The following is an 11,894-nucleotide window of genomic DNA, read 5'->3' on the forward strand; positions in this document are numbered from 1 at the left end:
GGGACGCGATCATCTCGTTGGTGAAATCCTCGGCCGTCATGTAGAAGATCCGGGATTCGGGATCCTTGTCCAGGATGGTATGCCCGATGGCCTGGGAGAGATGGGTCTTGCCCAGACCGGTGTTGGCGAGCATCAGGAGCGACTGATAGTCGCAGGAGCCGCCCGATGCCATGCTCCTGGACGCGGAATAGGCAAACTCGTTGGATTGACCGACGATAAAGCGGTCAAAGGTAAACTGGCTCTTGAGCCAGAGGTTTCTGGGCCGGGGCATGGAAGGCAGGGGCAACTGGTCGGGGTGGGTCGGGAGAGCGGCGGGAGAGGGCTCCCGCTTGCGGGCCTGGACCTTGAAGTCGACGGCCATATGGCCCATGCCCGAGGCCTCCAGTTTCTCCCGGATCAGGCTCAGGTAGTTTTCCATGACCCAGTTTCTGGAGAACCGGTTGGGGCAGCCCAGGACCATGGATGTCCCGTTCGCCTCCAGGCAGGAGATGGGATGGATCCAGAGGGAGAAGCTGTTTTTTGGAAGATAGGACCGGATTTGGTCCTTGACCTGGTCCCAGACCGCGCTCATGGCATGCTCCTCTTGTGACGTGTGAAGTTGGAAATTTGGAGTTTGAAGTTGAATGGTGAAGCTGCGGTTTGAAATTAGCCTTGTTCGTTGTGCCTTGCGCCTGCAATGTTGATCGAGGCTTTTACACGAAATCGCAAAGGCCTGTCAAAGGTCACGGCGGGGAATGAACACTTACGTTAGGTCTCCTTTTCGACACCTGCTAACCGGTCCCGTTTGCAGGCAAAAACGGATGCGCAGATGTAAGGGGGCGAGAAAAGGGACGAAATCACCTGTAGAAAATCATATGTAAAGACAATGGGTTAATCAAAATTGAAGTATTGTGGAAAATGTTATCCACATCATCGAACTCCCGATTACTTCATCTTTCACACTTTTTTGGCGATTTTCAATTTTTCTGGCTTTTTTTTTCGGTACAGGGGGGAGCGGGTGACGCGCAAAATCAGGATTGCGGTGCTGGCAGGGGGTTGGTCCGGTGAGAGACAAGTCTCTTTAAAGAGCGGAAAGGCTGTTTACGAGGCCCTCAACAGGGAGAGATACGATGTAACCCTCTACGATCCCCGGGACGACCTTGAGACTTTGATCAGAAAGAGGGGGGAGATAGACCTGGCTTTTATCCTGCTTCATGGAAGGTTTGGAGAAGATGGAAGGATCCAGGGGATGCTGGATCTGTTGCAGATCCCCTTTGTGGGATCCGGGGTACTGGCCAGCGCCATGGCTCTGAATAAACGGGTTGCAAAGGATGTTTTTAGAAGGGCCGGGCTGCCGGTGGCAGAGGATATGATCCTGAATCGCGGAGAGGGGTTTTCTGCAGACGAGGTTGCGGAGAGGCTCGGGGTTCCTCTGGTGGTCAAGCCGGTCTCCGAGGGGTCCAGTCTCGGGATCGCTATCGCACATGACAGGGAATCGATCGCGGAAGGTATAAAGAAGGCCTTTCAGTATGACAGGGAGGTGATGGCCGAGGCATATGTGGCGGGAACCGAGATTACCTGTTGCGTTCTGGGGAACCAGGCGCTCGAGGCACTTCCTGTTGTGGAGATTGTTCCGACGGATGCGTACGCCTTTTTTGACTACGAGGCCAAATATACGCCGGGCGCCACCCGTGAAATCTGTCCGGCCCCCATCCCGCAGGTCCTGGCCCAAGAGGCCGCCAAATGGGCAAAAGCAGCGCACACCGCCCTGGGCTGCCGCGTTTGGAGCAGGAGCGACATGATCATTCGGGATGAGACCCTCTATCTGTTGGAGACCAATACCATCCCCGGAATGACCGAGACCAGCCTTTTTCCCCTGGCGGCCCGGGCCGCAGGCATGTCCCTTTCCGATCTCCTGGACAGGATGATCGCCCTTTCCCTGGAGGATTAGCCGATCTGATTTACAACATCTCCCCCAGACTCCCCGCACCGGGTTAGGGCCGGCGTTTTTCAATGATCATCATGCGGCCTTTTCCGACCGCGGCCACCGATCCATCCTCCAGGCAGGCAGTGGTGTCGATATCGAGCAGTCCTTTCTCCTCCCTTTTTAACGCGGCTTTCAGGATGAGCCGGGATTCCAGGGGCACCGGCTGACGGTACCGGACCTCCAGTCTGGCCGTGACCGCGTCATATCCCAGATGGAATGAGACCCACCCCAGCAGTTCGTCAAAGATAAGACTGATCACCCCGCCATGAAGATACCCTGACCATCCGCAGTATCTCTTTTCAGCGATGAAGTCGGTCTTGACCCCCGCCGGTCCGTGATTGACGATGCTGAGCTGGAGTCCATTGGGATTGTCTTTTCCGCAGCAGAAACAATAGGCATCCTTTATAAGGGGGTGGTTCATCGGGCATCTCCTTCAGCATTTCGGGTTCAGTCCGGCTTCACCTGGTGCGGCCGCCGGATGCCGTTCCCACCGGTATTAACGCCGGAAAACACCTGTGTCAAGCCGTGAATACAGCCGACAAGATCCGATGGCCCTGCACGGTTGCCAAAAGGGTTTGGAATTATCTTCTTGTGAACAAAAACTTTTTTATTGACAGGCGAGGGACGGATTCATACTATACAAGAATGCTATAGAATGAAATGCTATAGAATCTTGGACGAATAAGGCCTGGCCGTATGGGGAGGGAGTGCATCGTATGCAGAATGAGGCGCTGGCATGAAATTATCCACGAGAAGTCGGTACGGCACGCGAATGATGCTCGATTTGGCCGCCCACTACGATGAAGGACCGGTGCAGATCGGAGATATTTCAAGACGTGAGAATATCTCTGTCAAATATCTTGAACAACTCATTATCCCGCTTAAGAAGGCCCGCCTGATCGAGAGCGCCCGCGGTCCAAAGGGGGGGCATATGCTGACCAAATCCCCTGAGGAGATTACCATTGGAGAGATTGTCCGGGTGATGGAGGGGGGGATAGACCTGACCCACTGCATAGAAAACCCGGACGTGTGCGAGAAGACCAACAGTTGCCTGACCCGTACCGTCTGGGAGGATGCCACCCGGGCGATTTATGAGAGACTCGATGCCTCAACCCTGGCCAACATCATCGAGAAGGGAAGCAACAGATAAGCGGTAGGCGATGTCGCCTGCCAGGGAATGCTTAAATGGATGAGAACACTGAAAAAGTCAGCATCGTCGACGCAGGACAGGGTGAAGGGGGCAACATGAAAATTGCCTCCATCGCCATCAGCAGGAAGAAAGGGACCCCCAAGGGGGAGGTGAGAGAAGCGTCACTCCTCAAGGATTACGGGATTGAAGGTGATGCCCACGCAGGCCCGTGGCACCGGCAGGTGAGTTTCCTTTCGGCTGAAAGCATTCAAGGTGCACGGGGTCGGGGGCTGGATGTGGCTTTTGGAAGCTTTGCAGAGAATATCGCCACAACAGGGGTTGACTGGCAAGCGATTCCAGTGGGGACCCGGATGGGCCTTGGAGATTCAGCCCTGGTGGAGATCACACAGAAAGGGAAGGATTGTCACAAGCGGTGTGCGGTCTACTATCTGTCCGGGGATTGCATCATGCCCCGGGAAGGGGTGTTCGGCAGGGTGATCAGTGGCGGGAAGATCCGGTGTGGCGACGCGGTGCGCATCGTGGGGAGGCCTTGATGCGACCCTACGACGTTAAGACGATGCCCGGATGCGTCAAGGGGCCCACGCATCCGTTTAAGGACAGGAGAAAACCAGATGGCAAGAACAATAGAAGAAATAAATGAAAAGATCCGGGCAGGGTCTGTCGTGGTGTTTACCGCTGAGGAGATAATCGAGGTGGTTCGTGAAAAAGGGATTAAGCGGGCGTCGCGAGAAGTGGATGTTGTGACCACCGGGACCTTCAGCCCCATGTGTTCTTCCGGGGCGTTTATCAACCTCAGGCAGGAACAGCAGAAGATGAAGTTTGGCGGCGGGTATGCAACCCTCAACGACGTTCCCGCATACGCCGGATTGGCCGCCGCAGATATTTACCTCGGGGCAACCGCACTTCCCGAGGGTGATCCGCGTAACAATAACGGCCGGCCGGGACGTTTCAGATACGGGGGCGCCCATGTGATTGAAGAGCTGGCGCAAGGCAAGAAGGTCCTTCTCAATGCAGGGGGTTACGGAACCGATTGTTACCCCAAGAAAAGGCGCGAGCAGATGATCGGATTTGAAGATATGAATGAGGCGTTTCTTTTCAACCCCAGAAATTGTTATCAGAATTATAACGTGGCGGTGAACCTCTCTGACAAGCCGATCTATACCTATATGGGTAAGCTCAAGCCGAGACTGGGAAATGCCAATTATTGCAGCGCTGGTCAACTTTCCCCGCTCTTGAACGATCCGATGTACCGCACCATCGGCATCGGCACCCGTATATTCTTTTGCGGTACCGAGGGATATGTGGTTTGGAACGGAACCCAGCACAACCCTGACGTCCCCAGGCTGGCAAACGGAACACCCACTGCAGGTGCCGGGACCCTGGCGCTTATCGGAAATTTGAAGGATATGGACCCCAAATGGCTGCGGGCCGTATCTTTTACCGGATACGGGGTCAGCCTGAGTGTCGCCGTCGGCCTTCCCATCCCGATCCTCGATGAGGAGATGATGCGGTTTGTCTCTATCTCTGATGCGGAGCTGAAAGCACCCGTGATTGACTACGGTGTATTTTATCCGACCGGAGAAGGTAAACCCAAGCTGGCCGAGGTAACCTATGAGGAACTCAAGAGTGGGACCATAGAGGTCAACGGAAAGAAGGTGCCGACCGGATCCTTTTCCAGTTATGCCAAGGCCAAGGAGGTCGCAGGATATCTCAAGTCCTTAATAACGGATGGAAAATTCTTTATGACCCAGGCGGTGCAGCCGCTGCCGGGGCCGAACCATAAATAAGGAGACACCGGGATGAAGAAAAAAAAGGTGGTCCTCACCTTCCCCCCCAGCAGTGTGGAAGATCCCATAATCTACCATCTGATCAGCGATCACGGCCTGAAAGTCAATATTCTGCGGGCGGCCATCGATCCAGGCAAGCTGGGCCGGATGGTGGTGGAACTGACCGGGGAGGAAAGTCGGCTCTCGGGCGGGACCGCTTACCTGGAACGCCAAGGGATCGGGATTGAGCCGCTTGCCGGGGAGATCCGGCATCTGGAAGATCAATGCACCAGTTGCACCGCCTGTGTTCCGGTATGTCCCACCGGCGCGCTCGATGTCAACCGCGAGACATGGATGGTTTCTTATGATGCAGACAGGTGTGTGGTCTGCCTGTCGTGCGTGGATGTTTGTCCGTACAGGGCCATTGTGTCGCACTTCTGATCCAAGAAGGATCTACACCAAATGAAATTACTGAGAATTCTGACTGTACGTCCGATTTCGAATCCAAAAGTTTCGCTTTCTATCCAGCCCGGCGGGTTTTCCAGCCGGCGGCCATCTGAGATGGGATGGGCATGAAGATTCGGAAAACCATATTTAAGACAACCGCTTTGGGTCTGGCCCTTTTTTTTGCAGTCGCCGGTTATGCGCACGCGGTGTCCAATAATACCTGCCAGGGCGAGTGCTGCCGGAAAAAGAGAGCCATGCAGCCTGAGAGCGCATGTCATGATGTTTCATTGCATCAAGCCGAAGAAGTGGTGCCGCGCTCTCCTCTCTGTGTTCCCCGATATGGTGACCCGGCGGCCGAGACGATCCAGAAACACGTCTGTCAAGATGAGAATCTCCCTTCATGCTGCAAGCTGGCCCAAGGGAACAGGAAGACCGACGGTCTGACACCCACATCGATACTTAGAACGGATCGGTTATTAAATTCGGGTCTCGCTGTTATCCCTTCAGCGGTTGATCTTTCGCATATGCCCAACCGGCCGGTCCCTGCTCAATATCTCCTGCCCGCAAGGGCTGCCCCCATTCCGCCACACCTCAAAAATTCCGTATTTCTCTGTTAACACCTGTGCCCCGGGTATCGGCATTGAAATCCGCTGCCCGTATAACGGCCGCTTTCCCTTTATCATCGGTCTAAATCCATAAGTTCGTAACCGGCCAGGTCCTGTCGCAGGGCCTGAAACTGGTGCCCGATGCTCAGAGAGCGTTGTGTAGTGGCTTTGCGACCGGTCAAAGAGGTGTGGCCTGGATCAGGGTTGTGTGCAAATCAGCTGGCGGTGTCGCTGCCCGGTAATCTCAGTCCCGCGGGCTGCCGCCTATGATGCCATAAAAAGAAGATCTGGAACAGGCTGTACGGAATCGGAAGGCTTCAGGCAGGTGCTGTTCGGCCAGATGATCCAGAATGGAACTAATTACTAAAATTATAAGGAGTTAACCATGTCGGATAAAAAAAAGAACCGAATCCAAGAAAAGAGCGCTGAAAAAAAGGCCTTGATCCTGAAGACAGGAAAGAACCGTCGGCTTTGGTGGGCGCTCGCAGGTGTTGTTTTCGTCCTATTGCTGGGAGCCGGTGTGCTGCTTGCCACCCAGAATACCGAAAAGGAGGGGAGGTCTGACACTTTTTCCGGTTCACAGGGGTCGTCGACCTTGGTCTCCTACCCGGTTGCGCTTTTTTCTGACGGGAAGGCCCGGCATTTTCGCTATGAAGCCGGGGATGCCATCACGGTTCAATACTTCATTCTTAAAAGCGCCGACGGTGTCATCCGGGCGGCCTTTGACGCCTGCGACGTCTGCTGGCATGCCGGAAAAGGGTATAAACAGTCAGGGGATGCCATGGTTTGTCTGAATTGCGGACAAAAATTTCCGTCCAACCGCGTGAACGAGGTCAAAGGGGGATGTAACCCGGCGCCGCTTGAGAGACAGATCCAGGGCGTGAATGTGGTGCTGCGGGTCGAGGACATCCTTGGCGGGAAAAAGTATTTTGATTTCTCAAAGAGGGGATAGAGATGAATCTGAGAGATATTGCATTCAAGAACCTCTTGCGGCGGAAGGCAAAGGCCCTGTTTGTCCTTGCCGGGCTTGTCATCGGGGTCTCGACCGTAGTTGCACTGGTTAGTTTCGTAGGCGCGATGACCCACAACATCAATCATAAGCTGGAGAAATACGGCGCTAATATCCTGGTTGTCCCGAAGACGGAGAACCTCTCACTCAGTTATGGCGGACTGTCATTAGGCGGCGTTTCCTTTGAAATGAAGGAGATCAAAGAGGAGGATCTGGCCAGGGTCGGCTCGATAAAGAATGCGGCCAATGTGGCGGGGCTGGGCCCGATGGTATTTGGGGTGGTTAATGTGTCCGGTCACAGGGTTCTGCTGGCCGGAGTCGACTTTGAGGTAACTCCCATTCTGAAACCGTGGTGGAAGATCGACGGGACCCTGCCGGGTGGATCGTGCGTTCTCTTGGGGGCGGACACGGCCGCGGTTTTAAACCTGAAAGCGGGGAGCACAATAGAGATGAAGGGGAAAGCCTTCTCTGTTTCGGGTGTCCTGAGAGCGACAGGATCTCAGGACGATCAGCTGATCTTTGTTCCCCTGAAGACCGCCCAGGGGATCTTGAACATGGAGGGCCGCGTGTCCATGGCCGAAATCGCGGCCCTTTGCAAGGATTGCCCGATTGAAGATATGGTGAGCCAGATATCAGAGGTGGTACCCGGGGCCAAGGTAATGGCTATTCAGCAGGTGGTAAAAGGCCGGATGGAGGCCCTGGCCCATTTCAGGAAATTCTCATATGGCGTTTCTATGGTGGTTGTGCTGGTGGGGAGCCTGGTGGTTCTCGTCACCATGATGGGAAGCGTAAGAGAGCGTACCGAGGAGATCGGGGTTTTCAGGGCCATAGGGTTTCGAAAGCGCCATGTCTTCAAAATCGTGCTCCTTGAGGCCGGGTTTATTTCTGCAATCGCCGGGATTATCGGGTATATCGCCGGGGTCCTGGTTGCGGCGGGCGCCATCCGCTTCTTTTCCGAAAGCGGGGGGGCATCGGTTCACCCAAGCTTGGGGCTTGCGATCGGGGCATTTGCGTTAGCGGTCCTCGCAGGACTTGTTTCCAGTACCTATCCGGCGTTCATGGCCGCACGCATGGATCCGAATCAGGCGCTGAACGCCCTTTAGACGCGTTATCTGTAACTTCTCTGCAACGTGCGAAGAAGTCTTGATGGGTCTGTTCCGATCCTGGAAGAAAGATTCAGGATCAGAACAAACCCAGCCCTGCCGGGCGGTAGTCCGTTATTCGGTAGGAGCCTTTGGACAAAAAAAGCTTTGTGTCTCTGTGCCTCTGTGTGAGACATTTTTTGGTTGTGGTTGCACCGCGTTAGGAGGTAAATCATGAGCTACATAAAAGCAGAGCATCTTGTAAAACAATATGGTGTCGGCGACACATCCGTGATGGCCGTTCGCGATATCAGCTTTGAGGTCCAGGCCGGTGAATTTGTCGCCATCATGGGGGAGTCGGGGGCCGGGAAATCGACCCTTCTTTCAATTATGGGGGCCATGAACCCGCCGACTTCGGGAGGGTTTTTTGTCGATGGTATCGATGTCTACGGCCTCGGTTCCGAAAGAAGAACAGACTTTCGAAGGGAATTCATAGGCTTTGTGTTTCAAAGCTTTCATTTGATCCCTTACTTGACGGTTGCGGAAAACGTCATGCTTCCGCTGACCACGGTCAAGATTGGCAGGAAAAAGAAACGTGCGCTCGCAGAGGATGCCCTGGATCAGGTGGGTCTTTCAGGAAAAGGAGGGCGTCTTCCCAGCCAGATATCCGGAGGTGAAAAGGAACGCGTCGCCGTGGCCCGGGCCATCGTGAACGGTCCGCCGGTCCTGTTGGCAGATGAGCCCACTGGCAATCTTGACTCCATAACATCCCGCGAGGTGATGCGCCTTCTTCAAAGAATCAACCAAGAGGGGGCGAGCATTCTCATGGTCACCCACAGTTCCGATTGTGCCGGTTATGCGGAAAGGGTGTTGAGGGTCTCGGACGGTCGCCTGGCGGCAACGGTTGAGTAATGGCCGTGCAGCAGCTGCTTCCAGGGAGGCGCAAAGGAACTTCAGTTTATTGTTTACACGACTGTGTCTTCGAGTGAGTCAGTATTTTTGATTTGTGTTTCGTGTCGGTTCTTCGTTGCCTTAAAGGGGGGTTCTGTGCAATATAGGGGTGGGTTGGACGCATGTTTGACGCGCCTGTCACCTCCCTGGTGCAGCAAGATGGAAAGGAGAAGGACCATGGAAATGCATGATCTGATTCCCGATTACGGGCTGGAAAACGCGGGGCTTAATGATCTTGGGCAGGTGCACTGGAACCTGTCGACGCCCATGCTGTACGAATGGGCCGTCCGCAGATACGAGGGGACCATTGCCCACCTGGGGCCGCTGGTGGTGAGCATGGGACAGCACACCGGCCGGGCTGCCAAGGACAAGTACGTGGTGGATGACCCGGAAACCACCAGGGACGTCTGGTGGGGAAAGGTCAATGTAAAATATCCCGAGAAGAAATTCCATGCACTTCACAGACGCATGGCGGCTTACCTTCGGGGGAAGACCGTTTTTGTCCAGGACTGTTACGCAGGGGCCGAGGAGCAGTTCCGGCACTCGGTTCGCGTAGTCAATGAGTATGCCTGGCACAACCTCTTTGTCCGAAACATGTTCATCCAGATGCCCCGCGATCGGGAGATCATCCGGCAGTTTGTTCCCGATTTCACGGTGCTTCACTGCCCCAATTTCAATGCGGATCCGGACGATGACGGGACCCGGAGCGGGACTTTCGTGGCGCTTCACTTAAGTAAGAAGCTGATCCTCATCGGCGGAACGGCCTATGGGGGGGAGATCAAGAAGTCCATCTTTACGGCCCTCAACTTTCTCCTTCCGGGCCGGAAGGTCCTTTCCATGCACTGCTCGGCCAATGTGAGCAAGGCGGACCCCGATGATGTGGCCATCTTCTTCGGCTTGTCAGGCACCGGAAAGACCACCCTTTCCGCGGACCCCAACCGGCTGTTGATCGGGGATGACGAACACGGGTGGTCCGACGCGGGGGTCTTTAATTTCGAGGGGGGGTGTTACGCCAAGGTGATCCATCTCTCCAAGGAGGCGGAACCGGAAATCTATGCGTGCACCCGGCAGTTCGGCACCATCCTGGAGAATGTGGCCATGAATCCCGCTATCCGGCGTATCGACCTGGACGACAGCCGCCTCACGGAAAACACCCGGGCCTCCTATCCTCTCTCCCACCTCCCCAACATCGTCCCTTCCCGGATGGCAGGGCATCCCAAAAACATCATCATGCTGACGGCCGACGCCTTCGGGATCCTTCCTCCCATCGCCAGGTTGACGCCCGAGCAGGCCATGTATCATTTCATCAGCGGTTACACGGCCAAGGTGGCCGGGACGGAGAAGGGGGTTACCGAGCCCATAGCCACCTTCAGCGCCTGCTTCGGGGCCCCTTTCATGGTGCGGCACCCCTCTGTCTATGCCCAGCTCCTGGCTGACAAAATCGCCGGGCACGGGACCGCCTGCTGGCTGGTGAACACGGGCTGGACCGGCGGGCCTTACGGAACCGGGTCGCGCATGAAGATCCAACACACCCGGGCCCTTCTCGATGCGGCCCTTAACGGCGCCCTGGAAGGGGTGGAGATGCGAATCGACCCGCTGTTCTCTTTCAAGGTCCCGGTAAAGGCCCCTGACGTTCCGTCGGAAATCCTGAATCCGAGAGACACCTGGTTCGACCCTGCGGCCTACGATGCCCAGGCGAAAAGACTGGCAGGGCTGTTTCAGGAAAACTTTGTTCAATTCCAGGATCAGACGCCCAAAGCGGTGTTGGAGGCCGGTCCCAGGGTGGGTTAACGTCAAGGGATAGGGTTCTGAATTCCAGCAGAAATCGGCATGCCGATCCATGGGGGTCGGGTGCGTTTTTTGAGGATGGTATGGCAAAAAGAAAGACGGTCCGGGTGGTGCTCCTCCTCTTGCTGGCAGGGGCCGCGGCCGTAGCGTGGGTTTCGTTTGGGGAACGGGAAAAGGCCCCGCAGCGGGTGCTGACCCTTTACGGAAATGTGGACATCCGTCAGGTTAACCTGGCCTTTTACGATACCGGCCGCATCCTTCGTCTCCTGGTGGAGGAGGGGGATCGGGTCGAGGCGGGGCAACTGGTGGCCGAGATGGACCCGGTCCGCTATTCAATCGATGTGAGGCAATTGGAGGGGAAGCTGGAGGCCCAGTTTCAGGAGGTGACCCGCCTCCACAACGGCACCCGGCCTCAGGAGATCGAACAGGCCAAGGCTGCGGTTCAGGCCAACGAGGCCACCTTCAAGGACGCGGAGCTCACCTACCATCGGATCAAGGGGCTGGTGGCCACGGATTATGCGCCCCAGCAGGAGCTGGACGATGCCACGGCCAAGATGGATACGGCCCGGGCCCGCCTGAAAGAGGCGAAGGAGGCCCTTGAACTGGCGGTGATCGGGCCCCGGGAGGAGGACATCAAGGCGGCCGAGGCCCAGCTTCGGGCCACCCAGGCCGGCCTGGATATGGCCCGGCAGCAGCTTCTGGATACCCGGCTCTACGCCCCGGCCCCCGGGATTATTCGGGACCGCATCCTGGAACCCGGGGACATGGCCTTTCCCCAGAGTCCTGTTTTTACCCTGGCCCTTACCAGGCCCATGTGGGTCAGGGCATATGTGCCTGAGCCCAGCCTGGGCAAGATCGTCCCCGGAATGCAGGCCCACATCAGCACAGACAGCTATCCCGGGAAGACATACAAGGGGTGGATCGGATTCATATCCCCCACTGCGGAATTCACGCCCAAGAATGTGGAGACCCCGGACCTCCGCACCCGCCTGGTCTATGAGGTGAGGGCTTATATCTGCGATCCTCAGGACGAACTCCGGCTCGGCATGCCGGCCACGGTCTCCATCCCCCTGGATCAGCCTCCCTCCCGGGCGGGCGGTTCCGATGGGGGATCGTGTCAGGACGGATGA

General features: G+C 56.1%; 12 protein-coding genes. 10 read left to right on the forward strand and 2 right to left on the reverse strand.

Going from position 1 to position 11,894, the window contains the following annotated elements; all coding sequences use genetic code 11:
* Positions 1 to 571 (reverse strand): chromosomal replication initiator protein DnaA (locus tag K9N21_13270; protein MCF8144880.1); only part of this gene is annotated, 571 nt, incomplete at its 3' end.
* A gap of 426 nt (positions 572 to 997) precedes the next feature.
* Here K9N21_13270 and K9N21_13275 point away from each other — a divergent pair.
* Positions 998 to 1,930: a D-alanine--D-alanine ligase gene (locus K9N21_13275; GenBank protein MCF8144881.1), complete on the forward strand. Its 933-nt coding sequence runs from the start codon at positions 998 to 1,000 to the stop codon at positions 1,928 to 1,930.
* Positions 1,931 to 1,973: 43 nt separating this feature from the next.
* Here the strand turns inward: K9N21_13275 and K9N21_13280 are convergent, their stop codons facing one another.
* Positions 1,974 to 2,387 carry a PaaI family thioesterase gene (locus K9N21_13280; GenBank protein ID MCF8144882.1) on the reverse strand — a complete coding sequence of 138 codons (414 nt, stop codon included), beginning with the start codon at positions 2,385 to 2,387 and terminating at the stop codon, positions 1,974 to 1,976.
* A 315-nt stretch (positions 2,388 to 2,702) separates the two neighbouring features.
* Between K9N21_13280 and K9N21_13285 the strand changes: the two genes are divergently transcribed.
* From K9N21_13285 to K9N21_13325, 9 genes are all read left to right on the forward strand, one after another.
* The gene (locus K9N21_13285) at positions 2,703 to 3,116 is read left to right on the forward strand and encodes an Rrf2 family transcriptional regulator (GenBank protein ID MCF8144883.1); all 414 of its coding nucleotides are present in this window, start codon (positions 2,703 to 2,705) and stop codon (positions 3,114 to 3,116) included.
* Positions 3,117 to 3,211: 95 nt separating this feature from the next.
* Complete coding sequence (locus tag K9N21_13290) at positions 3,212 to 3,649, forward strand: MOSC domain-containing protein (GenBank protein ID MCF8144884.1); 438 nt, start codon at positions 3,212 to 3,214, stop codon at positions 3,647 to 3,649.
* 78 nt (positions 3,650 to 3,727) lie between these two features.
* Positions 3,728 to 4,903, forward strand: coding sequence for a homocysteine biosynthesis protein (locus K9N21_13295; GenBank protein MCF8144885.1), 1,176 nt, complete (start codon positions 3,728 to 3,730; stop codon positions 4,901 to 4,903).
* A 12-nt stretch (positions 4,904 to 4,915) separates the two neighbouring features.
* Positions 4,916 to 5,323, forward strand: a complete 408-nt coding sequence (locus K9N21_13300; GenBank protein MCF8144886.1) for a 4Fe-4S binding protein — start codon at positions 4,916 to 4,918, stop codon at positions 5,321 to 5,323.
* A 996-nt stretch (positions 5,324 to 6,319) separates the two neighbouring features.
* A complete protein-coding gene (locus K9N21_13305; GenBank protein MCF8144887.1) occupies positions 6,320 to 6,886 on the forward strand; it encodes a DUF2318 domain-containing protein in 567 nt (188 codons plus the stop codon).
* Positions 6,887 to 6,888: 2 nt separating this feature from the next.
* The gene (locus K9N21_13310) at positions 6,889 to 8,046 is read left to right on the forward strand and encodes an ABC transporter permease (GenBank protein MCF8144888.1); all 1,158 of its coding nucleotides are present in this window, start codon (positions 6,889 to 6,891) and stop codon (positions 8,044 to 8,046) included.
* A 213-nt stretch (positions 8,047 to 8,259) separates the two neighbouring features.
* Positions 8,260 to 8,937, forward strand: coding sequence for an ABC transporter ATP-binding protein (locus K9N21_13315; GenBank protein MCF8144889.1), 678 nt, complete (start codon positions 8,260 to 8,262; stop codon positions 8,935 to 8,937).
* Between the two features lie 216 nt (positions 8,938 to 9,153).
* A complete protein-coding gene (locus tag K9N21_13320; protein MCF8144890.1) occupies positions 9,154 to 10,767 on the forward strand; it encodes a phosphoenolpyruvate carboxykinase in 1,614 nt (537 codons plus the stop codon).
* Between the two features lie 80 nt (positions 10,768 to 10,847).
* Entirely contained in the window at positions 10,848 to 11,894 is a 1,047-nt protein-coding gene (locus tag K9N21_13325) for an efflux RND transporter periplasmic adaptor subunit (GenBank protein ID MCF8144891.1), read from the forward strand.

It is taken from the genome of Deltaproteobacteria bacterium, assembly GCA_021737785.1.
GTDB lineage: Bacteria > Desulfobacterota > DSM-4660 > Desulfatiglandales > Desulfatiglandaceae > AUK324.